Below are 25,273 nucleotides of genomic sequence, written 5' to 3'. Positions count from 1 at the left end.
GTGCCGCTTTCCAACCACTACACCGAAGGAAGCGTGCCATGAAATCCGCCCACCTCTCCCTGCTGGCCCTCGGCGGCCTGCTCCTGCTGGGCAACGCCCAGGCCGACGAAGCCCTGGCCAAGGCCAAGAACTGCATGTCCTGCCACCAGGTGGCGGTGAAGGTGCTGGGCCCCGCCTACAAGGACGTGGCCGCCAAGTACAAGGGCGATGCCGGCGCCGTCGACAAGCTGGCCGCCAAGATCAAGGCCGGCGGCAAGGGCGTCTGGGGCGAAGTGCCCATGCCCCCCAACAACGTCACCCCCGACGAAGCCAAGAAGCTGGCGACCTGGGTCCTCTCCCTGAAGTAAGCCCTCGGCCTTGTCCGGCGGACCTCGGCGCCCTGCCGTCGCCCGGTCCGCCGTCCCGCCTGCCTGTCCGGCAGGTCTGGTCCAGGCCCGGCCCTGGACGCCCCTTCGGCGCCTGCCCCGGCTACAATCCGGGCCATGCCTGCCTGCCGCCGTACCCCCTTCTCCGCTTTTCTTCCCGCCTCCCTCGCGCCGGCCCTGGGCCGCTGCGGCGCGCTCCTGCTGCTGGGCCTGTGGGCCGCTGCCGCCGGCGCTGCGGACATCCGCCTCGGGGTGCTGGCCTGGCTCGGCTCGGAAGAGGCCGAGGTGCAGTGGAAGCCCCTGGTGCAGGAACTGGAGCGGCGCCTGCCGGGCCACCGCATCCAGCTGCGCCAGTACGACCTGGATGAACTGTCCCAAGCCCTGCAGGGCGGGGAGGTGGAATTCGTCGTCACCAACCCGGGCCACTACGTCGCCCTGGAGGCGGAGCACGGCATCAGCCGCATCGCCACCCAGGTTTCCGCCCCTTCCCAGGACCCGGCCCACGTGGTCGGCTCCGCCGTGGTGGTGCTGGAGCGGCGGCGCGACCTGCGCCGCCTGGAGGACCTGCGTGGCGCCACCCTGGCGGCGGTGGCGGAGGATGCCTTCGGCGGCTACCAGCTGATCTGGGCCGAACTGCTCCGCCACGGTCTGGACCCGGAGCAGGGCCAGCCCCGACCCCTGTTCACCGGCTTCCCCATGCCCCGGGTGGTGGAGGCGGTGCTGCGCGGCGAGGCCGACGCCGGCGTGCTGCGGGCCTGCCTGCTGGAGCGCCTGGAGCGGGAAGGGACAGTGCCGCCCGGCCGCCTGCGGGTGCTCTCGCCCCGGGCCGACGTGGGCCATTGCGGCGTCACCTCCGCCCTCTACCCGGGCTGGGCCTTCGCCGCCGCCCGGGGCACCGACCCGGCCCTGTCCCGGGCCGTGCTGCTGGCCCTGCTCTCCCTGCCGCCGGACGAGGGCGGCCAGACCTGGAGCGTGCCCGCCGACTACCATCCGGTGCACGAGCTGTTCCGCGAACTGAAAATCGGCCCCTACGCCTTCCTGCGGGAGACCGGCTGGGATGCCCTGTGGCACCGCTACTGGCCCTGGGCGGCGGGGCTGGCGCTGCTCCTGCTGGGCGGCGGCCTGTACACCCTGCGGGTGGAGCATCTGGTGCAGCGGCGCACCCGGGAACTGACCTTCGCCCTGGCCGAGCGGCACCGGCTGGAGGCCACCCTGCGTTCCGGCCAGGAGCAGATGGACCATCTCTCCCGCCTCTCCATCCTGGGGGAGCTGGCCGGCACCCTGGCCCACGAACTGAACCAGCCCCTGGCCGCCATCGGCAACTACGCCCGCAGCCTGCTGCGCCGCCAGCAGGCCGGCAACCTGACGCCCGAGGCCCTGCAGCAGGCGGCGGCAGAGATCGCCAGCGAATCGGAGCGGGCCGCCGGCATCCTGGGCGGCATCCGGGCCTTCGCCCGCAAGCGCAGCCGGGTGCGGCAGCTTTGCGATTTGGCCCAGCTGGTGCGGGAAAGCGCCGACCTGCTGCGGGGCATCCAGGCCAATGCCCCGGCCATCGCCCTGGAAGACGCCCTGCCGCCCGGCGGACGCCAGGTGCTGGCGGACCCGCTGCAACTGCAGCAGGTGCTGCTCAACCTCTTCAAGAACGCCTGGGACGCCCAGGAGGCCGTCGGCAGCGATGCCCCCATCGCCGTCAGCCTCAGTGCCGGGGAAGGGCGCTGCCGCGTCGCCGTGCGGGACCACGGCGGCGGCCTCAGCCCCGAACTGCAGCAGCGCCTGTTCGAACCCTTTTTCACCACCAAGCCCGACGGCCTGGGCCTGGGGCTCTCCATCTGCAAGACCATCATCGAGGCCCACGGCGGCGAACTGGCGGCCGCCGCACCCGCCGACGGCCCCGGCCTGGTCCTGCACTTTTCCCTGCCCCTGGCCGCTGACGGCGAAAGCACGCCCCTATGAACACCACTGCCACGCCCCCGGTCATCCACGTGGTGGATGACGAAGCCCCCTTCCGCCGCTCCCTCCTGTTCCTGCTCGAGTCCGTGGGCTGGCAGGCGGTGGGCCACGAATCGGCGGAAGCCTTTCTCGCCGCCGCCCCCGCCTTTTCCGCCGGCGGCGGCTGCCTGGTGCTGGACATCCGCATGCCCCGGGTCAGCGGCCTGGAACTGCAGCGGCGCCTCAAGGCCGGCGATCCGGCCGCCAATCCCTTCCCCATCATTTTCATGACCGGCCACGGCGACGTGGAACTGGCGGTGCAGGCCATGAAGGAGGGGGCCGTGGATTTCCTGCAGAAGCCCTTCAAGGATCAGCAGTTCCTCGACACCGTGGAGCGGGCCGTGCAGCTGAGCCTGGAACGCCACGCCGCCAGCCGCCGCCACCAGGAGGCCCGGGAATGCCTGGAGCGCCTCTCGGCCCGGGAGCGGGAAGTGGCGCGGCTGCTGGCCCTGGGCCAGGCCAACAAGGAAGTGGCGCGGGCCCTGGGCATCAGCGAAAACACGGTGCACGTGCATCGTCAGCACGTCATGGAAAAGACCGGCACCGGCAGTGCCGCCGAACTGGCCCGGCTGATCCTGCGGGCCGACCCGGCCGGGCTGGACTGAGAGTCGTCAGACGCCGGCGGTTGCCCGGCCCCTGTTGCCGGCCGCTGCCGCGTTGAAGGATTCCAGCACCGGCGCCATGGTGGCCATGCCGCGCCGGATCGCCGCCTCGTTGCAGGCGGAGAACCCCATGACCAGCCCCGGCGGCGCCGGCTGGCCCATGTCGTAGAAAGAGATGGGCCGGGCTTCCACGCCCCAGGCGCCGAGGGCCGCGGCCACCGCCCGGTCGTCGCTGCCCCGGGGCAGGAGCGCGGTGGCGTCGAGGCCGGTGGTGATGGGCAGCATCGTCAGCAGGCCGTCGAGCTGGGTGGCGCACTCGTGCTGGAAGCAGGCGGCCCGCTCGCCGTAGAGGCGACGCATCTGGCGTAGGTGGCGGGCGAAATGGCCTTCGCCGATGAAGGCGGCCAGCACCGCCTGGGGCAGGATCGGGGCGTGGCGCACGGTGAGGGAGATGGCCGAGGCGAAGGGTTCCGCCAGCCATTCGGGCACCACCGCGTAGGCCAGGCGCAGGGCGGGAAAGAGTAGCTTGCTGAAGGTGCCCAGGTAGATCACCCGGTCGTGGCGGTCCAGGCTTTTCAGGGCCGGCAGGGGCGCCCCGTCGAAGCGGTACTCGCCGTCGTAGTCATCCTCGATGATGATCCGCCGGCCCGCTTCGGCCCAGGCCAGCAGGGCCAGGCGCCGCTCCAGGGGCAGGGTGCCGCCCAGGGGCGACTGGTGGGCGGCGGTGACGTAGGCCAGTCGCGCATCCGCCGCCGTCGGCAGGGCGTCGGTGCACAGGCCCAGCCGGTCCACCGGCACGCCCTGCACCCGGGCGCCGCCCAACTCGAACAGGCGGGCCGCCCCGGGATAGCCCGGGTCTTCCACCAGGGCCGTATCGCCCGGGTCCAGCAGCAGGCGGGCGCACAGGTCCAGGGCCTGCTGGGCGCTGGACAGGATCATCACCTGGCCCGCATGGCAGTCGATCCGCTGGGAATAGCGCAGGTGCTCGGCGATGGCCCGGCGCAGGGGCAGATGGCCGGCCCCGTCGCCGTAGCCCATGTCGTCGGGCCGCAGGCCGCGCCCCTGCTGGTGCGTGAGGCGCTGCCAGACGGCGTGGGGAAAGGCCCCCAGGTCCGGCTGGTTGGGGCTGAAGGGCCGCCCCAGGACCATACCCTCCCGGGAGAGGAAAGGGCTGTTCGCCAGCAGTTGTCCCTGGCGCGACAGCCGGGGGCGGTTGGCGGCGGCATCGTCCGTCTCCGCCCTGTCGGCGGCGGCAGCGCGGGCAACGCCCGGGGCGGTGCTGGTCCGGGGCTGCGCCGTGCCGGCCGCGGCGATGGGCAGGGCCGCAGCCACGGTGGTGCCGCTGCCGGTGGCGCCGCTGAGATAGCCTTCGGCGATCAGCTGGTCGTAGACGGCCACCACGGTGCCCCGGGAGATGGCCTGCTGGCGGGCGAAGTCCCGGGTGGAAGGCAGGCGGCACCCCGGCGCCAGGCGCCCGGCCAGGATCGCGGCCCGCAGCTCCCCGCACAGCCAGCGTTGCAGGGTCACGCCCTCGGCCCGGGGAGCCAGGGCCAGCTCCAGTTCTGCGGCACGTTTCATGGCAAGTGGACCAATCAAATGGTCGATAAATGGACGTATGCATCGTACCACCGGCCCATTAGGATGGCCCCATCCTGCAGCGCGGGATTCCCCCAACTCTCCCAAGGATGGAAACCATGGAACAACGCTTCGATATCGGCAAACTGATCCCCGACGGCTACAAGGCCATGTTCGGCGTGCACACCTACGTCCAGGGCGCCGGCCTGGACCTGGGCCTGCTCGAACTGGTGCGCCTGCGCGTCTCCCAGATCAACGGCTGCGCCTTCTGCGTCGCCATGCACGTGCCCCTGGCCCGCAAGTACGGCCTCAGCGAAAACCAGATCAACCTCACCGCCACCTGGAAGGAAGCCCCGGTCTTCGACCCCCGCCAGCGTGCCGCCCTGGCCTGGGCCGAAGCCGTCACCGCCCTCAGCGGCCAGGAAGTGCCGGACGCCATCTACGAGGAGGTCAAAGCCCACTTCAGCCCGGTGGAAATCGCCAACCTGACCCTGTGCGTAGTCGAAATCAACGGCTGGAACCGCCTCATGGTCGCTTCGCGTACGCCGCCGTTGCTGTAGGTCGGAGCGGGAAAACAAAAAAGCCAACCCTGGGGTTGGCTTTTTTGTTGGGGCTGATTGCCGCTAGGCACTGGCGTGGTTTTAGGGCTGCTACTCTCAAACATAGAAGAGAGCATCGCATTCTCGGTATTCCCACGAGCAAGGCGATTCCATTCGCGGAGCGACTGAGCGTCATGTTAGAGCGCATTAAGCCGCCAGCTTTGAATGCGCAAGTCAAGGTGCGATCTTTCTTTTTAGGTTTGTGATTACCACTTGAACCGAATGGTTCTTGCGATCTACACGCGCTGAACTGATAACGATTGTATCTTTGGGATTGTCCGCTGCCACGTACAACTCAAAGATTCTGTCATCGCCATCGAAGACCGTTCCAAGTGTGAGATTGGCCTCCCATTCCTTGGGGGGCGACTCGTATTCCTCCAGCGCTTTGTGCGAGGCAACCCGGGCGAGCTCCTGAAGTTTGTCTAGCTCCTTCGGGACAGCGTCTGTACGATTGGCGGGCGGCATGGGTGTGCGCTTTAACGTTGGAGGTAAGGGGCTGCGGCGCGAAAACGATGGATCGGAGAAGCCAGGCCGGTTCCGCAGTCCCGCTTGACCGAAGGATTAGCTATTTTCTTTAACGTTAATCAAAGCAGATTGAACTAAGGCGGAACGCAATTCGGTTAGTTCTTCAGTGCCAAGAACTTGCCGCAAACCTCGAATGACCGTAGATATTGCGAGATCTGCTGATAATGGTTGTCCTTGCCATTCTGGTCCCATGTTTTCTTGCCCAAGAACATCTGCAAGGGTTTTGTACATTTCTTCGATTTTCTGTTGCCGATCTTCGGCACGTTCAGCGTTACGTAGATACCAATCGCTTGCGCCAATCTTCCGTAGAGCACCCTCAAATTTTTGAAGGTCTGAATCGAGATCATTGGTTAGCCAGACGGCGTGTTTATTTCGAATTTGAAATAGCGTTGAGGCGTGCGGCAAAACATTTTCTGTTGGTCCTTCGCGAAACAAGGTGCCAAGCGTAGCAAACACCTCTTGAACGTACTCTTCACAAAAGATCACATGTTTATCAAAGGCAACATCCGCCATGTGGGAGCTGGCCCCAATAGCAAACTGATGCTCGGAAGCTTGAAGAATCAATTGACGTTCGTGTGCAGCTTGATCCCGTAAAGTCTGAACCAATGCAGCAACGAGTGAGCCAACGAGAGGAACGGCGGCAAGCTGCTGGATAAGCTCCCCATGTGGCAGCAACACATAAGCCGCAGCCGATCCCAAGAATACGACAGTAAGTACAGCGTAGAGGGGCTTTGGGGCTAACGTTTGATGTGAGGGGTCGCCGCATCGGCGAAGCCGGGAAGGGAGGCCACAAGCGTAGCTTGCGGCCTCCCTTTTGACGGAATTGTTAGCGAATTTCACGGTAGATTAGAAAGAACAATTTTTTGAAGAGTCGCTAGTTTTTTTGACGGATCCTTGCCTGATAACGGTGAAATAGAGACGTTTGGCAAGGGTGAAAAATAAGACGATATTTCAGGAAGCTGGAGTCGAGCGTGCTCACACCATTTGTACTCAATAGGAATCACGATCACATTGTCTCTTGCGTACAAATTATTAATTATTTTCGCGGATAAGTTCTGTGGTTCTTTTGTGGGGCAAAAGGCAGAAAAAATATACTTTGGCTCGATTCCATTTTTACCCAGCTCTTCTATTCTCTTTTCATAGGCATCTTCATAGCCATCTTTTCCAAGGTCATCATTTGATTGTGGAAGAACAAGAAAGTCATGGTCTCCAAAAGAATATGTGCTGCCTTTGTGGAATCGACTTCTCGAAAACAACTGCTTAATCAAATAAGTTTTGCCCCAGTTTTGAAAACCCGTGAGTAAGAAAACTTTGCGCATGACTATCCTATTCGCTAACGTGAAGTGATGGCATAACTGCCATATAAGCCGGCGGAATGCCGTATAAGCAGAAAATAGTGGCAGCCTGGGAGGCTTTCATATACAGAATTTCGTTAGATTGGCAGCAATGCCGCGAGGATAGATGGCAGCCATAAGTGGCACCTGTTCAACGTCGCGATGATTTTGCCAGTCGGTCAGCTAAATGTCATTTTTATGAGCTTTCCCAACGACTTCATGGGGACGCTTTTCCCCACGTCTCCTTCGGTTTCGTTCAATCCCATCTGCGGCCCGCCAACTCAGCCCCCATCCCCCAGCGGCTTCTCCTCCCGCTTCAACTCATGGGGCCTGGCTCCCAGGTCGTTCCATGGGGTGCCGTGGCTGCGGGCCTGGGTGAACCAGCGGAGTTTGGCGGCCAGGCGGAACAGCCAGGCGGGGAGGAGGGGGCGGGCCATGGAGGCGCTGGCTTCGGAGGGGATGCCGCGGCCGGCGGCCAGGGCCGGGGCGGCTTGGCGGAGGGCGGCGATCTGCTTGCGGAACATGAAGCCCATGCTGGCCAGGGGTTTGCCGTGCAGCACTTCGCCGGCGCCCATGGCCAGTCCGCCGGCCCAGCCGAGTCCGGCGTTGTGGGCGAAGCGGCGCAGCTGGGCCATGGCGGAGCGGTTGTGGGCTGCTTCCGGGTAGCCGCTGTTGAGCAGGCCGGCGATCCGCTGCAGGCGGCCGGGCTGGGTGGCGATCTGTTCCATGGCCTTGAGGACCAGGCCCGGCAGGCCGTCCACGTAGAGGGGGGCGGACACCACCAGCAGCTCGGCTTCGCCCAGGGCGGCCAGGGCGGCGTCGGCGCGGCGGCCGGGCTTGATGAAGTCGATGACGTGCACCAGGGTGACGGCGACGCCCTGCCGTTCCAGGTTTTCCGCCAGGCTGCGGGCCAGGGATTCGGAGGTGCTTTCGCCCTTGGGCCGGGCACTGCCCACCAGCAGGGCGGCGCGCTGCACCGGCGCCGGCGGCAGGGCCGGGTCCGGCGCGCAGGCCCGGGCCAGGGCGTCCGCCGGCGGGTGGTGGGGGAAGGGTTCGCCGTCGCTGCCGGCCAGGGCCTGGGCGAAGCCGGCGGCCAGGGCCTCTTCCCAGGGGGCGGTGGCGGGGGCCAGCACCAGGGTGTGGAAACGGGGGGCCATGAGGTTGATGGCGTTGCCGCCGGCAAAGGCGGCGAACAGTTCCCGGGCCGCCGCATCGGGCGCGGCTTCCAGGCCGACGAAGAGCATGGCCGGATAGCGCTCGTAGCGGGGCTGGTGGCGGGTGACGCCGAGGGATTCGTGGAAGAAGGGGTGGATCACGCCCAGCAGCCGGTCCAGGGCGCCCTTGAGGGAGGGCCGGTAGCCGCCGTGGAAGAGGGGAGTCACCATCACCGCCAGGTCGGCCTGCTGGAAGGCCTTGGCGATGGCGTTGGCGTCATCCTGGGTGCGGCACAGGCCGGGGGTCTTGGTCCAGCATTCGAAGTCGCCCAGGCAGGGGGCCAGGCGCACCTCTTCCAGGCGGAAGCGGCTGATCAGGGCGCCGCTGTCGGTGGCCAGGGCGGCCAGCCGGTCGGCCACCCGGCGGTCGGGGCCGTCGTCGTCGGGGGTGGCGTCGAGGATGAGGATGCGGCGGTCGGCGGCGGGTGTGGTGGGCGGCTGCATGGGCGAGTGGAATAATGGAATTGGCATGATGTTGCCATGATCCCGGGGCCGGGGAAATGGCGATGTGCAGCGGGGAGGGCAGGTCGGGGCGCCCAGGACAAGCGGTTTAGGCAGCCGCCGGCAATAGTCACTTTCGGTTATGGCCCTAACCGGATATCCGAATAGGCGCGGCGGGGCACCCTCCCTAGACTTGATCCCAAACAAACCAAGTACAGGGAGTACAGCCATGACCCATGTCCCATCCGTGCCTGCAGGGGCGCCGGCCGGCGCCTTGACGCGCCTGTGGCGCAGCGCCGCCGCCACCTTCCTCCTCTCCGCCCTGGCCGCCGCCGGCCTGGGTCGGGCCGAAGCCGCCGATGCCGGCCAGATCGCCCGGGGCGAATACCTGGCCCGCCTGGGCGATTGCGTTGCCTGCCACACCGCCGAAGGCGGCAAGTCCATGGCCGGCGGCCGGGAACTGGCCACGCCCTTCGGCGTGCTCTTCTCCACCAACATCACGCCGGACAAGGAAACGGGCATCGGCAACTACACCTTCGCCCAGTTCGACCGGGCCATGCGCAAGGGCGTGGCGGCGGACGGCCACAACCTCTACCCGGCCATGCCCTATCCCTCCTACGCCAAAATGACCGGCGAGGACATGCAGGCCCTCTACGCCTACCTGATGCAGGGCCTGGCGCCGGTGAAGCAGGCCAACAAGCCCACCGCCATGCGCTGGCCCTTCAACCAGCGCTGGGGCCTTTCCCTGTGGAACTGGGCCTTCCTCGACGCCACTCCCTTCCAGCCCGACGCCGGCAAGGACGCCACCTGGAACCGGGGCGCCTACCTGGTCCAGGGCCTGGGCCACTGCGGCGCCTGCCACACGCCCCGGGGCATCGCCTTCCAGGAGAAGGCCATGAGTGACGCCGGCAGCAAGGGCAAGCACTTCCTCGCCGGGGAGACCGTGGAATCCTGGCGCGCCCTGAGCCTGCGCGGCCTGTGGACGGTGGAGGACACCGCCCTGTTCCTCAAGACCGGGCAGAACCGCTTCGCCACCGCCTCCGGCAACATGGCCGAGGTCATCCACCACAGCACCCAGCACGTGAAGGACGAGGACCTGGTGGCCATCGCCACCTATCTCAAGTCCCTGCCCCCGGGCGAGCATGAGCTGCCGGCCCCCAGCGTGCCCCGCAGCGAGGTGGCGGGCAAGGTCCCAGGCAACCTCTTCAGCTCCCGCGGCGGCCTGGCCTATGTGCAGTTCTGCGGCGACTGCCACCGCCAGGACGGCAACGGCGTCAGCAAGATCTTCCCGCCCCTGGCCGGCAACCCGGCGGTGACGGCGAAGGATCCGGCCACCCTGCTGCACATCACCCTCACCGGCTGGAAGACCGCCTCTACGGCGGCCCATCCCCGGGTATTCACCATGCCCGGCTTTGCCCGCCTCAACGACCAGGAGCTGGCCGAGCTGATCACCTTCGTCCGCAGCAGCTGGGGCAACGGCGGCGAAGCCGTGACCGCCTCCCAGGTGAAGAAGATGCGGGCCGAAGTGGTGAAGCAGGACCCCAAGGCCATCGACAGCAGCAAGTTCGAGACGCCGCGCCTGGCCGACATGCTGGCCAAGCCCAACGCCGAACAGCTGGTGCGCGGCATGCGTCTGCACCTGGAAACCAAGGACCTGCTGCCCAACCATGTGGGCGACCAGCTCAACTGCACCAGCTGCCACCTCAATGCCGGCACCGTGGCCGACGGCTCGCCCTTCGTCGGCGTCTCTGCCTTCTTCCCCAGCTACGCGCCCCGGGCCGGCCGCATCATCACCCTGGAGGACCGCATCAACGGTTGCTTCAAGCGCTCCATGAACGGCAAGCCCCTGCCCGTGGAGTCGGCGGACATGAAGGCCATGGTCGCCTACTTCGACTGGATGAAGGGCGCCACCAAGCCGGAGGACAAGGTGCCGGGCCGCGGCATCGGCAAGATCGACCGTTCCCTGAAGCCCAACAGCGACAACGGCAAGAAGATCTACGCCGAGCAGTGCGCCGTGTGCCACGGCGAGAACGGCGAAGGCCTCAAGTCCGCCGACGGCAAGATGGTCTATCCGCCGCTGTGGGGCGACGAGTCCTTCAACATCGGCGCCGGCATGGCCCGCACCTATACCGCCGCCGCCTTCGTCAAACGCAACATGCCTATCGGTTTCCACGGCAAGTTCCCCCTGGGCCAGGGCGGCCTCTCCGACCAGGAGGCCCTGGACGTGGCCGAGTATTTCAGCCACCAGCCCCGCCCGGACTTCCCCGAAAAGGTGAAGGACTGGCCCAAGGACAAGAAGCCGGAGGACGCCCGCTACTGAGGCCCCCTTTCATCCAGCTTTCCGACCCGCCTTGAGCCTGAGGCTGCCGCCCCCTCCCGGGGCGGCTTTTTTCCGGGGGGCGGATCGAGATTGACGTAGCCGAGGAGAAATCCGACCCCCAGCCATCTGCATATGCATTCAGAATAGAGAGCGCCCGACCGCTCCGTCACTCATTCCCGAACTTCGAGAGGAGATACCCCATGAGAAAACTGATTACCCCGCTGCTGTCCGGCCTCCTGTTGCTGCCGGCGCTGCTGCCCCTGTCGGCCCAGGCTGTCGACGGCAGCGACATCATGCAGAAGGGCGGCGCCAATCCGGCGGCCATGCCCTGCATCACCTGTCATGGCACCGATGGCAAGGGCATGGCCGCCGCCGGCTTTCCGCGCCTGGCGGGCCTGCCCGAGGCCTACATCGCCAAGCAGCTGGCCGACTTCAAGGCCGGCCGCCGGGAGAATGCGGTGATGCAGCCCATCGCCCAGTCCCTTACGCCAGAGGAAGTGGCCGCCGTGGCCAAGGCCTACGCCGAGCTGCCCAAGGTCAATATCAAGCCCGGCCCGGTGGAGCGGCCCCAGCCCGGCAGCGGCGCCTGGATCGCCCTGCGCGGCGCCTGGGAGCGCAACATCCCCGAATGCACCCTGTGCCATGGCCCCGCCGGCGTCGGCGTGGGCGACACCTTCCCGCCCCTGGCGGGCCAGTCCGCCCTCTACATCGAGAACCAGCTCAAGGCCTGGCGCGGCACCAAGGCCGTGGCCGCGACCCGCAAAACCAAGGCGGTGGCCGCCGTGCCGCCCAGCCGCCGCAACGACCCCAACGGGCTCATGGCCCACATCGCCGTGGATCTGAGCGAAGCCGAGATCAAGGCCGTGGCCGACTATTTCGCCGGCCTGGGGGAATCCAAGGAAGCCTTCGACGAAAGCCAGCATCGCCTGCGCTGAGACGAACGTTCCCCCTACATCGAAAGGATTCCCGCCATGAAAAACGCCAAGATTCTTGCCGCCCTGCTGGGCAGCATCTGCCTGTTCGCCGGTATCGCCCAGGCAGCCGACACCGCCAACACTCCCCGTAATTCCCGCCTGGACGACCAGACCCAGCTGCCCAAGGCTCCGGCCAAGCCGGTGAGCCAGCAGTACTTCCAGCCCCCGGCCGACACTGACATTCCCAACAACGCCTTCGGCGAGCTGGTGCGCCGGGGCCAGGACCTGTTCATGAACACCAAGGCCCTGGCGCCCGAATACGTGGGCAACGAGATGAACTGCGTGAACTGCCACATCGACCGGGGCCGCAAGGCCAACTCGGCGCCCCTGTGGGCGGCCTATCCCATGTATCCGGCCTACCGCAAGAAAAACAACAAGGTGAATACCTATGTGGAGCGCATGCAGGGCTGCTTCCAGTTCAGCATGAACGGCAAGCCACCGGCGGCCGACAGCGAAATCCTCACCGCCCTCACCACCTACGCCTACTGGCTCTCCACCGGCGCTCCCACGGGCAAGGCCCTGCCGGGACGGGGCTTCGACGAGCCGCCGCCGCCCAAGGGCGGCTACGACATCGCCCGGGGCAAGGCGGTCTATGAGAAGCAGTGCCAGCTGTGCCACGGCGAAAACGGCGAGGGCAAGAAGGTGGGCGTCACCTCCGTCTTCCCCGCCCTGTGGGGCAAGGACTCCTACAACTGGGGCGCCGGCATGCACCGCATCAACACCGCTGCCGGCTTCATCCAGCACAACATGCCCCTGGGCCGGGGCGAGACCCTCTCGGACCAGGAGGCCTGGGACGTGGCCGCCTACATCAATTCCCACGAGCGGCCCCAGGACCCGCGCCTGATCAACGGCAGCATCGACGAGACGCGCAAGCGCTACCACGCCGACGACGGCGTCAATCTCTACGGCGTGGTGGTGAACGGCAAGAAGCTGGGGCAGGGCGTGCAGTAGGCCCGGCCGTTTCCCTTATCCCCAACCCCCGGAAAGGGGCCATGACAGCCCCCTTTCCTTTTCGCAGCCGTACCGCTCCAGGGACGGCTGCTTTTTTTTGCTCAGAGGAACATGCCGCCGGAAGCCTCGATGCGCTGGGCGGTGATCCAGCCCGTCTCTTCCGACAGCAGGGCGGCCACGGCATGGCCGATGTCGTCCGGCTGGCCGACCCGGCCCAGGGCGGTCTGGGCGGCGATGAAGGCGTTGAGCTGGGCGTTGTCGCGCACGGCGCCGCCGCCGAAGTCGGTCTCGATGGCGCCGGGGGCCAGCACATTGACGGCGATGCCCCGGGGCCCGAGTTCCTTGGCCAGGTAGCGGGTCAACACCTCGATGCCGCCCTTCATGCTGGCGTAGGCGGCGTAGCCGGGCAGGGCGAAGCGGGCCAGGCCGGTGGAGACGTTGAGGATGCGCCCGCCGTCGTTGAGCAGGGGCAGCAGGGCCTGGGTGAGGAAGAAGGGCCCTTTCAGGTGGGTGTTCATGAGCAGGTCGAACTGGGCCTCCGTGGTCTCGGCGAAAGCGGCGTTGATGCCCATGCCGGCGTTGTTCACCAGGAAGTCGAAACGCTCCCGCCGCCAGGTCCCGGCCAGGGCCTGGCGCACCGCCTCGGCGAAGGCGGGGAAGCCGGCGGCTTCATCTACCGCCAGGGGCAGGGCCATGGCGCGGCGGCCCAGGGCCTCGATCTGGGCGACGACGGCAGCTGCCTCGTCGGCCCGGCTGCGGTAGGTGAGGATGATGTCCACGCCGCGGGCGGCGAGCTTGAGGGCGGCGTTGCGGCCCAGGCCCCGGCTGCCGCCGGTGATGAGTGCGATCTTGGTCATGTCTGGCTCCTTGAAGATGGGGGAGGGCCGGCCCTGGGGCCGACCGTGGAAGCCAGTCTATTGATCGAAAAGTTCCGGATAAATACGCTTGATTTGTTTAGACTGTTCGTCATTCATAGACAATGAGGGCGCCATGGACCAGCTCGACGCCATGCAAATCTTCCTGCGGGTGGCTGAACTGGCCAGCTTCACCCAGGCCGCCGACAGCCTGGGCCTGCCCAAGGCCAGCATTTCCGCCGCCGTGCAACGGCTGGAGAGCCAGCTCGGCGCCCGCCTCCTGCACCGCACCACCCGCCGGGTGCAGCTGACCCAGGACGGCCAGGCCTACTACGAGCGCAGCCGGGACCTGCTGGCGGACATGGAGGAACTGCAGACCATGTTCCGCCGCGACGAAGCCCAGCTCAGCGGCCGCCTGCGGGTGGACATGCCGGCCGGGACGGCGCGCCACGCGGTCATGCCCCGGCTGCCGGAGTTTCTCGAACGGCACCCGGGGCTGGAGGTGGAAGTGAGCAGCACTGACCGCCGCGTGGACCTGGTGCGGGAAGGCTTCGACTGCGTGCTGCGGGTCGGCGCCCTGGGGGATTCCTCCCTGGTGGCCCGGCCCCTGGGCCAGCTGCGCCAGCTCAACCTGGCCAGCCCGGCCTACCTGGAACGGCACGGCACGCCCCATTCCCTGGAAGACCTGGCCGCCCACCGGCTGATCCATTACGTCCCCATCCTGGGGGGCAAGTCCCCCGGCTTCGAATACGTGGACGGGGCCGGAGAGCTGCGCCGCATCCCCATGGCCGGGGCGGTGACGGTGAACAATTCGGACGCCTACACCGCCGCCTGCCTGGCCGGCCTGGGCCTGATCCAGGTGCCGCTGGCGGGCATGCAGGCCCTGCTGCAGGCCGGCCTGCTGCTGCCGGTGCTGCCCGGGTTCAACGCCCCGCCCATGCCGGTGCATCTCCTCTATGCCAACCGCCGCCACCTGCCGCGCCGGGTACGGGTCTTCATGGACTGGCTGGTGGAGGTGGTGGCCGATTACGGCCGGGCCGAAATGCCGGCCTAGGCTGCGCCGGCTTCATTCCGTGGTGCTGGGACTCCAGAAGGCCTGGGAGATGAACGGCTGTTCTGCCAGTTGCCGGGTGAGCCGTTCCAGGTGCTCGCCGTCCACCGCATTGGCGGCGAGGACCGCCTCGATTTCTACTGCATCTTCGCCGAAGGCGTGCACCTTCAGGTCCCGGGTGGGCAAGTCGGCAGCCTCCAGGGCGTTTTCCAGCAGATGCAGGGCCTGTTTCTGGTGGCTTTGCCGGGCGATCACATAGACGGTATTGGTCACTTCCACGGCCAGGGTGTCCATGGGCTGACGGTTGATGCGGTCCACCACCGGCCGCAGCAGGGTGTTGGAGGCCAGGACAAAGGTGGCGCCGAGCAGGGCTTCCAGCAGCATGTCGGCGCCGGCGCAGGCGCCGACGGCGGCCGAGCCCCACAGGGTGGCAGCGGTGTTGAGTCCGCGCACATTGCCTTCCTCCCGCATGATGACGCCGGCACCGAGAAAGCCGATCCCCGACACCACGTAGGAAATGACGCCGATGGCGCCGGCATGGCCGTTGAGGCGGTTGGCTAGGTCCACGAAAATGGCCGCGCCCACGGCCACCAGCACATTGGTGCGCAGGCCGGCGGTACGTTGCCGGTACTGCCGTTCCAGGCCGATCAGGCTGCCCAGGATGAAGGCCGTGGTCAGGCTCAGAGTCGAGTCGGCTAGGGAGACCAGGTTGATGTTGTCGATGGCTTGCAGGGTCATGGCGTGCTCCAAAAATGGTGCCCCACGGCAACCCGCGAACGAGGACGGGACCGCCAGCCGCACCCATGGCCGCAGCCTTGTCCTGCCATGGGCCGGCAAGGGCAAGGGGGCGCACGGGCCGGAACCCGTCTGCACGGGTGCGGCTGGCGATAAGGTACGAAAAGGGAGGGGGCAAGCCTGGGAACCTTCAATCAGGCTTGGGTTGCCGCATCCCGCCGGGGCGGGATAAAGGCAGGGGAGGCTGCGCGTTATCCGGCCGAGGCTGCCCCGGTCACGAAGACCGGCGCCGTACTGTCACTCGAACATGGGCCCACAGGTGCGCTCCGCGAAAAAAGAAAACCGGCGGATTCTGGAACGTAACTGTATGAAAGTAAAGTGACAGAAATGTGTCCCGACTGCGGCATCCTGCATGCATCAGGGACTGCCGGATGAGCGAAGCTGGTGGGCTCAGCATCGGGCCTGGCTCCGCCATGCCGTGGTCGGGGTGATGGCGTTCCGGTGGCAGAAAAAGGGCCGCCCGATGGGCGGCCCAGGGTAGTGTCGTGGGCCTGGCTGCGCCGCCTTCAGGGCCGGGCGAAGTCGATCCGTTCCACCGTGTAGCCCTTCTTCTGCATCAGGGCGGGCAGGCCGGTGGGGCCGAACAGGTGCAGGCTGCCGACGCCGGCGAAGACCCGGCTGCCCTGGCGGTGCAGCTGGTCGATGCGTTTGGCCATGTCCGGGTTGCGCTCGTTGAGCAGGCGCTGCATGGCCTTGCGTTCCACCGGCGTTTCCATGCACTCGCACCAGGCGGGATAGTCCGCCATGGTGGCGTAATCCCCTTCCTCCCAGGCCTTGGCCAGACGCTTGAGGGCGCCCAGGGCCTTCTCCGACTCCAGGGAATTGAGGCTGGCCTCGACGAAGGCCTGGGTCTCCCGGGGCGTCTTCATGTGCAGGGCTTTCATCTGAAGTTCCGGCTCCTCCAGTGAAACCACCGGGCGCTTGGTGCCGTGGCCGAAGCCGGCCAGCATCACGTCAAGGGCGTAGGCCGGGTCCAGCCCTTCCTTCTTCGCCAGCATCACCGTCAGGGTCACCACCTGCAGTTCCGGCGACAGGGCGGCGATGGCGGCGTAGGGCAGGCAGGAGGCATCCGCCTGGCGACGGATTCGCTCCTGCAGTCCGGCCGGCAGCTTGGGCCCCTTGCGGAACAGCATCAGCTGCTGGATGCGGGCGGCGATGGCCGGGTCGAGCACGTCCATCTCCAGGGCCGCCGTGTCCGTCTCCGCCATGGCCCGGCGCATCAGGGGGCCCGGGTAGAGCCATTCCTGCTTGCCCACGTGGACCGTGCCGTAGAGGTAGGAGGCCCGCCCGTCCTTCTCGATGCGCCAGAGAAAGCCGTGGTCCCGGGCGTTCTTCAGGTATTCCCGGGTCTCCTCCGCCGAGGGGGGCGCGTGCTGGGTGGCGGGGCAGTCCGGCGTCTGGGCAAGGCCCTGGAAGGAGAGGAGCAGGGCGACGGCAAACAGCAGGCTCCGGCAGAGGGCGCGGGGAGACAGGCGCGAGATGTGGAACGTGGCGGGGAACATGGCGGGCGTGGCGGCGGTCGGTGGGGGTAAAGGAGAATCGGCATTGTCCCCCGACCGGGGGCGTTGGCAAGTGCGGTCGGGGCGGCAGGGGGGGCTGAGGGCGGCGCTGGTCGCCGCTCTCAGGGCCGGGGCTTGCCGTTGCTCCTGGGGCCGAGGGGAAATTCCGGCGTCTGGCGCGGATCGGGCCAGCCCTGGCCGTGGCTGGCTTCGGGCACCAGTTTCAGGTTTTCCTGTCGCGGCCCCAGCAGGGCCGCCGGCCAGCGGCGGGCCAGTTCCGCCGGCATCACCGTGTCCCGCCCGCCGATCCAGTGGATCTGGGAGATGGCGGCAAGCCGCTGCGCCTGGTCGGCCGGGTTGAGGGAGGTATCGAGGGGCGTCAACCGGTGGAAAGTGGTCCATGCCCGGTGGTCCAGATTGCCGGCGATAGTCACCAGGCGGGCCACGTCGCTGCGGCGGGCCGCCAGCAGGGCGGCCACGGAGCCGCCGCCCGAGTAGCCCACCAGCACCAGGGTGCGGGCCTCCTGGCGTGCCTTCAGCTGGTCCAGGGCCCGGTCCATGGCGTCGATCACCTCCGGCGCGAAGCGGCCGTCGGTCCAGTAGCGCTGCGCACAGGGGGCCGCGCCGGGCTCGGCGTACTGGCAGGGCCGGGCCAGGTAGGCCGCCTTCCCTTCCCGCTGGGCCAGGGCCAGTTGCAGCAGCAGGGGCGAGACCGGGGTGGGGTCGGCCGAGGGCTGGCTGGGATTGAGCCAGGCCAGGCCGTCGCCCTCGATATACACCGCCAGGGTGTCCCCCTGGCGGGGCGTCACGGGTTCGTAGGTGCGCAGGGTGAAGGGCGCTGCCGTGAGCGTGCCTTTCTGCCATTGCCTGGCGGCCGCCAGGTTGTCGGCATGGTCCTGCCGTTCGCGGGGCGAGGGCAGGGCGGTGCAGGCGCCCAGGGCCAGGCTGAGGAGGGCGAGCACGAATCGGTATTTCACGGACATGGGTATCGGCGCGGAGTGGTCAGGCGAAAGCCCGATGATGGCATGAAAATGTCATTAATGCAGGGCATTGAGAGTGGATGCGGTTAGATGGGCGGTACCTTTGATAGAAAATCGGATAGACGGCGAACACCGCCAGGGCTTCAGCAACCGCAGCGCCTCCGTCAATCTGCGCTGGGCCTTCTGAGGCAGGCGCAGGGGACTGGCGCTTTTGCTTTCACCATCAAAAGGCTGAGGGGCGGTATGGGATAATTCGCCCATGCAACCCACACCCCATGCAGCCTTTCAGACTCCCGACGCGGTAGACAAGTACGCCGAAGGGCCCCGGCGCAACGTTCCCGGCTATCTCAGCCTGCTGCCGATGACCCGCCTCCTCATTGAGGAGCGGGTGGCCGGGCAGGGGCGGATTCTTGTGGTGGGTGCCGGCGGCGGGCTGGAGCTGGAAGACTATGCCCGAGCCCATCCCGGCTGGCAGTTTGACGGGGTCGATCCCAGTGGGCCCATGCTGGAACTGGCGGCCCAACGGCTCAGCCCGTTTTCTTCCCGGATCGCGCTACACCAGGGTTATGTTCAGGATGCGCCGCAAGGCCCCTTCGATGCCGCCACCTGCCTGCTGACCTGCCACTTCGTACCCCGAGAGCAGCGCCTGCCGATGCTGCGGGAGATTCGCTGCCGCTTGAAGCCTGGGGCCCCATTTGTCGTTGCCCATCTCAGTGCCGAGGCCGAGCAGAAACGGCGGGATATCTGGATGTCCCGCTATGCTGCCTTTCTGACCGCATCTGGCAGCAGCCCGGAACAGGCGCAGGCCACCCGGGAAAAGGTGGAGCGGGAGCTGACCATTCTCAGTCCCGAGGAGGACGAAGGCATCCTGCGCGAGGCCGGTTTCCACGATGTGCAGCTGTTTTACGCCGGCTTTGCCTTCCGCGGCTGGGTGGCCTATGCCTGAAGGCGAACACCGCCAGGGCTTCAACAACCGCAGCGCCGCCTTCAATCTGCGCTGGGCCTTCTAGGCAACGTCAGGACCAGGCCGGCCGGTGCCCCCAGGGTGCCGGCCGGCCTTTTTTTGTCGACCCAGGGTGATTACTAGGTTGGTGCAAATAAGCGGCTTCGTCAGCTTGGCATCAGGTATGTCGGGAATTGAACGGACATAATGCACGCGAGTCATAGGGCTTATGACTTAGGTCATAAACCAAACTCCAATGCCAACCCGCTCTCCCGAAAGGAACCGTCATGACGATCGCCAAGCGCCTCGCCATCCTTATTCTCATCGCCGTGGCCGGACTGGTCGTGGTCGGCGCCTTCGGCCTGCGCCAGATGGGCGCCATCAACGCCAACCTCGAGTTCGCCAACGAAAACTCCATCCCCAGCATCCGCATGGTGGCCAACATGGAGTCTTCCTTCTTCCGCCTGCGCACCTTCATGCTCACCTACATCATGAGCCCCGACGCCGAGCGGCCGGCCCTGGCCCAGCAGGTGATGAACAACCGGGAGCGGCTGCAGGGCTACGTCAAGGGCTATGAGCCCCTGGTCAGCGACGACAAGGACAAGGAGTACCTGGAAAACTCCAAGCGCATGCTGGCCGAGTACTTTTCCCTGATCGACAGGCAGATGGCCTCCATCCGCGCCGGCCAGGTGGACAAGGCGAAGGAGGATGCGGTCCTGGCCGGGGCCCTGGGCCGCCGCATCGCCGACAACGTGGAAGCCCACATCAAGTACAACGAGGAACTGGCGACCCAGGAAGTGCGCAAGGCAGCCGAGGCCTACAGCAGCGGCAAGGTGGTCTCCATGATCGTCATGGTGCTGGCCACCCTGGGCGTGGCCGGCCTGGGCTTTCTGGTCTACCGCCATGTGGAGCAGTCCCTGGGCAATATGGTGACCATGTTCAAGCGCATCGAGCACGACCTGGATTTCACCGGCCGCCTCGAGGTGCGGGGCAGCGATGAAGTGGCCCAGGCCTCCACCGCCTTCAACCGCCTGCTGGACCGCCTGCAGGCCAGCTTCCGGGAAATCAGCAGCCACACCGAGGCCGTCAATACTGCCGCCAACCGGGTCGCCAATGCCTCCCATGAAATGTCCATCGCCTCCGGCCATCAGAGCGAAGCCGCTTCCAGCATGGCCGCCACGGTGGAGGAGATGACCGTCAGCATCAACCACGTGGCCGACCGGGCCGGCGAGGCCAACCAGCTTTCCACCGCCTCCGGCGAGCTGGCCCACAAGGGCGAGGGCATCATCGGCGACACCGTGGCCGGCATCAACAGTATCGCCGAAACGGTGCGCCACGCCTCCGAGCAGATCAGCCGGCTAGAGCAGCAAAGCGAGCGCATCAACAACGTCGTCTCGGTGATCAAGGAAGTGGCGGACCAGACCAACCTGCTGGCCCTCAACGCCGCCATCGAGGCCGCCCGTGCCGGCGAACAGGGCCGGGGCTTCGCCGTGGTGGCCGACGAAGTGCGCAAGCTGGCCGAGCGCACCACCCAGTCCACCCAGGAAATCGCCAGCACCATCCTGGAAATGCAGGCAGGTGCCCAGGCTGCGGTGCAGGGCATCCATGCCGTGGTGGAGCGGGTGGATACCGGCGTCTCCCGGGCCGAGCAGGCCAATCAGGCGATCCAGGAGATCGGCGACGGCTCCCGCCGCACCGTGGATATGGTGGGCGACATTTCCGACGCCATTCGGGAGCAGAGCGTGGCTAGCACCGCCATCGCCCAGCAGGTGGAGAAGATCGCCCAGATGTCCGAGGAGAACAGCGCCGCCGCCCAATCCACCTCCGACACCGCCGGCGAACTGGCCCACCTGGCCCAGGAGATGCAGCAGGTGGTGGCCCAGTACCGGGTGTGAGCGCCAAGGGGTGGGGCCCGAGCCTCACCTCGGCGTAACCAGCACCCGAAGCAGCAAGGAAAAAGGCGCCCATGGGCGCCTTTTTTGTCACAGCGGGCCGGGTTTTCCGGCTCACGTCCAGCTCGGTTCCTAAGCCTTCACCAGCCGCAGCACAGTGATTTCCGAAGGCGCGCCGAGGCGCTTGGGCGGGCCCCAGTAGCCGGTGCCGCGGCTGGTGTAGACCGTTAGCCGGCCCAGGCGGTGCAGGCCGGCGGTGAAGGGCTGTTGCAGGGGCACGAAGAAATTCCAGGGCCAGAACTGGCCGCCGTGGGTGTGGCCGGAAAGCTGCAGGTCGAAGCCGGCGGCAGCGGCAGCCGGCGCCGAGCGGGGCTGGTGGGCCAGCAGGATGCCGGTTAGCCCCGGCGGGCTGCCGGCCAGGGCTGCCGACGGGTCGCTGGCCTGGGCCGTATCGAAGGCGCCGGCCGAATAGTCCGTCACCCCGGCCAGCACCAGGCGGGCGCCATGGTGGGCGATGACGGTGTGGCCGTTGTGCAGCCCCTGGAGACCGATGCGCTCGAACTCCGCCAGCCAGGCCACGGCGCCCGAATAGTATTCATGGTTGCCGGTGACGAAATAGCTGCCGTGGCGGCTGCGCAGCTGGCCCAGGGGCGCGGTGTGTTCCCGTAGATGCTCCACGCTGCCATCCACCACATCGCCGGTGATGGCCACCAGATCCGCCTCCAGCCCATTGACCCGGTCCACGATGGCCTGTACGTAGTCCCGCTTGATGGTGGGCCCCACGTGGATGTCGCTGAGCTGGACGACGGTGAAGCCCTCCAATTCCGGCGGCAGGTCGGCCAGGGGCACCTCCACCCGGACGATGCGGGCCACCCGCCGCGCATTGACGTAGCCGAAGAGAGTGAACAGGCCGGCAACAGCCACCACCGCCAGGGCCGTGGGCTGCGCCAGGGAAGGCGTGCCGGCCAGCAGCAGGCCCGCATCCCGCAGCAGGGTCAGCACCAGCACCGAAGAGAAGAGGCCCATGGCCAGGCTGCCCAGCCAGCTGAGCCGGTCCGCCAGGGTCGGGTTGTCGGTGACGAAGCGGCCCAGCAGGCCCAGGGGCACCAGGCAGGCGGAAAGGGCCAGCCCGGCAATGGCCAGGGCCAGGGCGGCGGGATGCAGATCCAGCGACGGCAGCAGGCGCCAGCCGATGTAGGCATGGAGGCCGCCCATGAGCGGCAGCACGCGCCACAGGGCCCGACGCAGGCGGCCGGGCAGGGCGGGCTGGGCCGCAGCAGCGGGCGGTGTGGCTGGGCGGGGGGAGGTCAGGGAGGCAGGGCGCATGGGGTTTTCCAGGGAGGCCGGCGTGTGGCCGGCGGCCCCGGGCGGCACGAGGTGCGCCCGGGGGGCGGGGAGGTTTCAGGCCATCAGGCCTGGTCGGCCGGTTTGTCCGCGGCCTTGGCCTGGGGTTCGGCGCCTTCCGCCTGGGGCGTGCAGCAGCGGCTCCAGCGGCTGTGGAAGCGGCCCTTGAGCTGTTGCCGCTCTTCTTCCGTCAGGCTTTCCCAGTGGGCACGACGTTCGCGCCAGTGGTGGAAGCCGCCGCCGCGCATGCCGCCGAAGAGGATGCGGCTCAGCACCAGCACGCCCAGGGCCTGCCAGTAGCCGATGGGGGAGACCCCGGCAAAGAGGTCCGGCAGCAGGCAATTCCACAACTGCATCACCACCCAGGTAAGGGCGCCGATGCCGACCACGACCATCAGGCCGATCTTGAGGCAGCGCGAGGCGCAGCCGGATTTTCCAGTTCTGCATTTCATATTGGTTTCCTGTTCAGGATTGGGGTTCGTAAAGGGGCCGCAGCCGTTGGCGCAGGTGCAGCACCGCCTGCCGCTTCCAGCCGAGCAAGGTGTTCATGGGCACGCCGCTCTCTGCCGCCATCTCCTTGAAGCTGCGGCCGTCGATCTCGTGGGCGATGAAGGTCTCCCGCGGCCCCGGCGCCAGTTCCTCCAGGGCCGTGGCGATGGCATCGAGCCACAGGCGGCGCAGATAGGCCGCCTCCGGCCCGCCGTCGTCCGCCGGCAGGGCGGCTTCCAGCCAATGCTCCTCGTCGCCGTCTTCTTGCACGGCCACGGGCAGGGGTTCCTCCCGGCGCTTGCGAAAGCGGTCCACGATGCGGTGGCGGGCCACCCGGAACAGCCAGGCCCCCACCTGCTCGATGGGCTCCGGCAGGCGCCAGGCCTCCACCAGCTCGAAGAACACGTCCTGAAGAATGTCCTCCGCCTCGCCCGGGTCGGGCACGCGCCGGCGAATGAAACTCCCCAGCCGCCCGCTCTCCCGGGCAATGGCTTCAGTCAGGCGTCGGTTCTGCTCGGCCATCAGGCGGGTCTCGTCGCGGGGCAGGGAAAGGGAGAACGATGTGTCCATGCCTGGGTAGACGGATGAAGGGCATGGATATTGTGGGTGGGTGAAAAAATAGTTGGCGGTAACGGGCAGCGGCTGCCGGGCTTGGCCCGGGGGAACTGCCGGAGGCATTGCCCCATTATCGGCCAGAGTGTCGGAGGTTTGTCGGTGGCCCAGCCGCAAGCCTCAAGGCTACGCCAGTTCCGGACATGGCAAAGAACAAAGCCGCCCGGTTTGCCGGGCGGCTTTGTTGAGTGGCGACGAAGGAGGTCAGGAGGGCAGGGCCAGGGGATGCAATCCCGGCCCGCGCCCATGCCTTCAGGCGGTAGGATCGGCGGGCACCGCCGGCGGCTTGGGCGCCAGGGGTTGGAAATGGCTGCAATGGCGCAGTCGGTGCATGCTTTGCAGGCTCAGATGCACGGCGCAACTGGCCTCGTCGGCAAAGGTCAGGCTGGGCACATGGTGGCGACAGTCGGCACATTTCACTTCCTTGTCACCGGCCAGGGGTACGCCGTTGAGTACGGCCAGGGCCACCTCCCGCATCCGTTGCAGCGTCGCCATGGCATCCAGCGAAGCCACCTGGATCAGCCGCGCCCTTTCCCGCAGGGAAAGGCTGCAACCCTGGACGAAGCCGCCGTCGCCCATGGCGTGGAGGCGGGATTGGGCCAGCAGTATCAGCCGGTTCAACTCCGCTTCGTGGGGTGTGATGGTGGGTTTTTCCATTGTCCTACTTCTCAGCGGCGTGCCCCGTACTCTCTCCGCAATGCTTGGTCGTCGGCAGCAGCAACTGGGCATCCCTGGTGAGTGCAGGCTGCTGGTGCGCCAGGGCCTGGGGCCGATAGTCAGCGCAATAGCGGGGCAGATGCTTCTCCTGGACCAGTAACTGGGCCGTACAACGTATCGACAGGCCGTGGCAGCCCAGGGGCAATTGGTAATGGCAGGAGGCACAGGTGATGGGGGTGTTACGGGAAGCCTCTCCCGGCTTGAGCAAGTCCTGTGGTGGTTCCAGAAGGGCGAGTGCCAGTTCCCGTAACTGATGCAGTTGGGCAATGACTTCCGGCACATAGCGGCGGATATAGCGGGCCCGGTCCCGGGGCAGAGGGCGGTTGCTTGGCATGAGAGCCGGGGTTTCCATTTGGTGGAGGTGGGCGAGGGAAACGGCTACCAACCGATTCAGCCTTGCCTCCAGGGCGCAGGGTTTATGGCCTTTCCGCTTCATGGCTCAACCCTCCTGGTTGGTCAGAGGGCATTGCTGGAGCGGGATATCCGCAGCACAGCCCTGGCGTTGGCAAATATCGTTGAGCTTGGCCAGATTGATGAAGCGGTGCTTACCGAAACAGATGGAAGGAATATGGTCCCGGTCGCACAGGCCCCGCAGCACGCCCTCTTCGATACCCACCACTTCCGCGAATTTCTTCCAGTGCATGATTGGAACCAGCGTCTGCTGGTTGATTCGTTCTGCGGCTGTCATAATCACTTTGCTCCACTATGAGACACTTCTGTCGCGTATTATATGCGTAGCGATAGAAATATTACACATATATTTATGTACGCAGCATTTCTCGTCTAATTGATAATTTCTATGGGTATAGAGCGTCTATTGATGGTGGTGGCCGCCAAGACCAACCCCCTGCGCAAGTACAAAGAACTCGAAGAGATGACGGGCATCAACGCCACGTCATGGCGCGACGTATGCCTGGAGAGGAAACGGGCGACAGCGGAGCACCTGGAAGCGATCGGGCGACTGTGGCCCGAATACTCGCTTTGGCTGCTGACGGGGAGGACGCAATCTGAATCGGGACAGACTAGTCCTGAGCTGGAGCAACTCAAGTTGCTTCAAGAGAATCTTGGAAAGAGGTCAGCAGACTGAAGGGCCGCTATTCGGCCAATCCGAACTTTGAGGCACCTCGAGTTCTACGTCGGCAACATGGCGAATTGCCGCCGCTGGCGACGGAAACCGACTCACCTCCACTGGGACGTACTCGCCAATG

Annotated in this window: 26 protein-coding genes; 11 read left to right on the top strand and 15 right to left on the bottom strand. The window is 66.6% G+C overall.

What is annotated here, in order from left to right; translation table 11 throughout:
* Window positions 1-38 precede the first annotated feature (38 nt).
* The 3 genes from ACLSSQ_RS11360 (at window position 39) to ACLSSQ_RS11350 (ending at window position 2,959) form a co-directional block, all read left to right on the top strand.
* Window positions 39-347, top strand: coding sequence for a c-type cytochrome (locus ACLSSQ_RS11360; protein WP_130458235.1), 309 nt, complete (start codon window positions 39-41; stop codon window positions 345-347).
* A gap of 135 nt (window positions 348-482) precedes the next feature.
* Window positions 483-2,318, top strand: a complete 1,836-nt coding sequence (locus ACLSSQ_RS11355; RefSeq protein WP_416242712.1) for a PhnD/SsuA/transferrin family substrate-binding protein — start codon at window positions 483-485, stop codon at window positions 2,316-2,318.
* Window positions 2,315-2,959: a response regulator transcription factor gene (locus tag ACLSSQ_RS11350; RefSeq protein ID WP_014237147.1), complete on the top strand. Its 645-nt coding sequence runs from the start codon at window positions 2,315-2,317 to the stop codon at window positions 2,957-2,959. Before ACLSSQ_RS11355 ends, ACLSSQ_RS11350 begins: the two co-directional genes overlap by 4 nt.
* A gap of 6 nt (window positions 2,960-2,965) precedes the next feature.
* On the opposite strand, the gene ACLSSQ_RS11345 is transcribed toward ACLSSQ_RS11350, so the two are convergent.
* Complete coding sequence (locus tag ACLSSQ_RS11345) at window positions 2,966-4,534, bottom strand: PLP-dependent aminotransferase family protein (RefSeq protein WP_416242711.1); 1,569 nt, start codon at window positions 4,532-4,534, stop codon at window positions 2,966-2,968.
* A gap of 116 nt (window positions 4,535-4,650) precedes the next feature.
* Here ACLSSQ_RS11345 and ACLSSQ_RS11340 point away from each other — a divergent pair, with 116 nt between their 5' ends.
* Window positions 4,651-5,091 carry a carboxymuconolactone decarboxylase family protein gene (locus tag ACLSSQ_RS11340; protein ID WP_014237149.1) on the top strand — a complete coding sequence of 147 codons (441 nt, stop codon included), beginning with the start codon at window positions 4,651-4,653 and terminating at the stop codon, window positions 5,089-5,091.
* A 213-nt stretch (window positions 5,092-5,304) separates the two neighbouring features.
* Here the strand turns inward: ACLSSQ_RS11340 and ACLSSQ_RS11335 are convergent, their stop codons facing one another.
* The 4 genes from ACLSSQ_RS11335 to ACLSSQ_RS11320 form a co-directional block, all read right to left on the bottom strand.
* Complete coding sequence (locus ACLSSQ_RS11335) at window positions 5,305-5,595, bottom strand: hypothetical protein (RefSeq protein WP_014237150.1); 291 nt, start codon at window positions 5,593-5,595, stop codon at window positions 5,305-5,307.
* 96 nt (window positions 5,596-5,691) lie between these two features.
* Window positions 5,692-6,333, bottom strand: coding sequence for a hypothetical protein (locus tag ACLSSQ_RS11330; protein ID WP_130458240.1), 642 nt, complete (start codon window positions 6,331-6,333; stop codon window positions 5,692-5,694).
* 158 nt (window positions 6,334-6,491) lie between these two features.
* The gene (locus ACLSSQ_RS11325; protein ID WP_130458241.1) at window positions 6,492-6,974 is read right to left on the bottom strand and encodes a hypothetical protein; all 483 of its coding nucleotides are present in this window, start codon (window positions 6,972-6,974) and stop codon (window positions 6,492-6,494) included.
* A 296-nt stretch (window positions 6,975-7,270) separates the two neighbouring features.
* Entirely contained in the window at window positions 7,271-8,674 is a 1,404-nt protein-coding gene (locus ACLSSQ_RS11320; protein WP_162097135.1) for an NAD(P)H-dependent oxidoreductase, read from the bottom strand.
* Window positions 8,675-8,873: 199 nt separating this feature from the next.
* Between ACLSSQ_RS11320 and ACLSSQ_RS11315 the strand changes: the two genes are divergently transcribed.
* The 3 genes from ACLSSQ_RS11315 (at window position 8,874) to ACLSSQ_RS11305 (ending at window position 12,889) form a co-directional block, all read left to right on the top strand.
* Window positions 8,874-10,964, top strand: coding sequence for a c-type cytochrome (locus ACLSSQ_RS11315; protein WP_416242710.1), 2,091 nt, complete (start codon window positions 8,874-8,876; stop codon window positions 10,962-10,964).
* A gap of 200 nt (window positions 10,965-11,164) precedes the next feature.
* Entirely contained in the window at window positions 11,165-11,899 is a 735-nt protein-coding gene (locus ACLSSQ_RS11310) for a c-type cytochrome (protein ID WP_416242709.1), read from the top strand.
* 36 nt (window positions 11,900-11,935) lie between these two features.
* The gene (locus tag ACLSSQ_RS11305) at window positions 11,936-12,889 is read left to right on the top strand and encodes a c-type cytochrome (RefSeq protein WP_287874120.1); all 954 of its coding nucleotides are present in this window, start codon (window positions 11,936-11,938) and stop codon (window positions 12,887-12,889) included.
* Window positions 12,890-12,990: 101 nt separating this feature from the next.
* Here the strand turns inward: ACLSSQ_RS11305 and ACLSSQ_RS11300 are convergent, their stop codons facing one another.
* On the bottom strand, window positions 12,991-13,746 hold the full coding sequence (locus ACLSSQ_RS11300) for an SDR family NAD(P)-dependent oxidoreductase (RefSeq protein WP_130458246.1): 756 nt from the start codon (window positions 13,744-13,746) through the stop codon (window positions 12,991-12,993).
* A 133-nt stretch (window positions 13,747-13,879) separates the two neighbouring features.
* Here ACLSSQ_RS11300 and ACLSSQ_RS11295 point away from each other — a divergent pair, with 133 nt between their 5' ends.
* Window positions 13,880-14,797 carry a LysR family transcriptional regulator gene (locus tag ACLSSQ_RS11295; RefSeq protein WP_416242708.1) on the top strand — a complete coding sequence of 306 codons (918 nt, stop codon included), beginning with the start codon at window positions 13,880-13,882 and terminating at the stop codon, window positions 14,795-14,797.
* A 12-nt stretch (window positions 14,798-14,809) separates the two neighbouring features.
* On the opposite strand, the gene ACLSSQ_RS11290 is transcribed toward ACLSSQ_RS11295, so the two are convergent.
* The 3 genes from ACLSSQ_RS11290 to ACLSSQ_RS11280 form a co-directional block, all read right to left on the bottom strand.
* Window positions 14,810-15,532: an MgtC/SapB family protein gene (locus tag ACLSSQ_RS11290; protein ID WP_287874123.1), complete on the bottom strand. Its 723-nt coding sequence runs from the start codon at window positions 15,530-15,532 to the stop codon at window positions 14,810-14,812.
* Window positions 15,533-16,095: 563 nt separating this feature from the next.
* Window positions 16,096-17,091 (bottom strand): TraB/GumN family protein, encoded by a 996-nt coding sequence (locus ACLSSQ_RS11285; protein WP_416242707.1) that lies wholly within the window; start codon window positions 17,089-17,091, stop codon window positions 16,096-16,098.
* Window positions 17,092-17,210: 119 nt separating this feature from the next.
* Complete coding sequence (locus ACLSSQ_RS11280) at window positions 17,211-18,065, bottom strand: alpha/beta hydrolase family protein (RefSeq protein ID WP_416242706.1); 855 nt, start codon at window positions 18,063-18,065, stop codon at window positions 17,211-17,213.
* Between the two features lie 262 nt (window positions 18,066-18,327).
* Here ACLSSQ_RS11280 and ACLSSQ_RS11275 point away from each other — a divergent pair, with 262 nt between their 5' ends.
* Complete coding sequence (locus tag ACLSSQ_RS11275; RefSeq protein ID WP_416242705.1) at window positions 18,328-19,014, top strand: class I SAM-dependent methyltransferase; 687 nt, start codon at window positions 18,328-18,330, stop codon at window positions 19,012-19,014.
* Between the two features lie 284 nt (window positions 19,015-19,298).
* Window positions 19,299-20,906 (top strand): methyl-accepting chemotaxis protein, encoded by a 1,608-nt coding sequence (locus ACLSSQ_RS11270; RefSeq protein ID WP_205230745.1) that lies wholly within the window; start codon window positions 19,299-19,301, stop codon window positions 20,904-20,906.
* Window positions 20,907-21,035: 129 nt separating this feature from the next.
* On the opposite strand, the gene ACLSSQ_RS11265 is transcribed toward ACLSSQ_RS11270, so the two are convergent.
* The 6 genes from ACLSSQ_RS11265 to ACLSSQ_RS11240 all read right to left on the bottom strand — a co-directional run bounded on the left by ACLSSQ_RS11265 (window position 21,036) and on the right by ACLSSQ_RS11240 (window position 24,708).
* Window positions 21,036-22,229, bottom strand: coding sequence for a metallophosphoesterase (locus ACLSSQ_RS11265; protein WP_416242704.1), 1,194 nt, complete (start codon window positions 22,227-22,229; stop codon window positions 21,036-21,038).
* A gap of 83 nt (window positions 22,230-22,312) precedes the next feature.
* On the bottom strand, window positions 22,313-22,699 hold the full coding sequence (locus ACLSSQ_RS11260; RefSeq protein ID WP_172974706.1) for a hypothetical protein: 387 nt from the start codon (window positions 22,697-22,699) through the stop codon (window positions 22,313-22,315).
* A gap of 13 nt (window positions 22,700-22,712) precedes the next feature.
* A complete protein-coding gene (locus ACLSSQ_RS11255; protein WP_014237166.1) occupies window positions 22,713-23,306 on the bottom strand; it encodes an RNA polymerase sigma factor in 594 nt (197 codons plus the stop codon).
* A 294-nt stretch (window positions 23,307-23,600) separates the two neighbouring features.
* A complete protein-coding gene (locus ACLSSQ_RS11250) occupies window positions 23,601-24,005 on the bottom strand; it encodes a hypothetical protein (RefSeq protein ID WP_014237167.1) in 405 nt (134 codons plus the stop codon).
* A gap of 4 nt (window positions 24,006-24,009) precedes the next feature.
* Entirely contained in the window at window positions 24,010-24,399 is a 390-nt protein-coding gene (locus ACLSSQ_RS11245) for a hypothetical protein (protein WP_157870614.1), read from the bottom strand.
* Window positions 24,400-24,504: 105 nt separating this feature from the next.
* Window positions 24,505-24,708, bottom strand: coding sequence for a hypothetical protein (locus ACLSSQ_RS11240; protein ID WP_050804294.1), 204 nt, complete (start codon window positions 24,706-24,708; stop codon window positions 24,505-24,507).
* A gap of 156 nt (window positions 24,709-24,864) precedes the next feature.
* On the opposite strand from ACLSSQ_RS11240, the gene ACLSSQ_RS11235 reads away from it, so the two are divergent.
* The gene (locus ACLSSQ_RS11235; protein WP_043798058.1) at window positions 24,865-25,152 is read left to right on the top strand and encodes a hypothetical protein; all 288 of its coding nucleotides are present in this window, start codon (window positions 24,865-24,867) and stop codon (window positions 25,150-25,152) included.
* The last annotated feature ends 121 nt before the right edge of the window (window positions 25,153-25,273 follow it).

It is taken from the genome of Azospira sp. APE16 (genome assembly GCF_047901315.1).
In the GTDB taxonomy this organism is placed as follows: Bacteria; Pseudomonadota; Gammaproteobacteria; order Burkholderiales; family Rhodocyclaceae; genus Azospira; species Azospira oryzae.
This window is presented reverse-complemented; position numbering and strand designations above follow the sequence as displayed.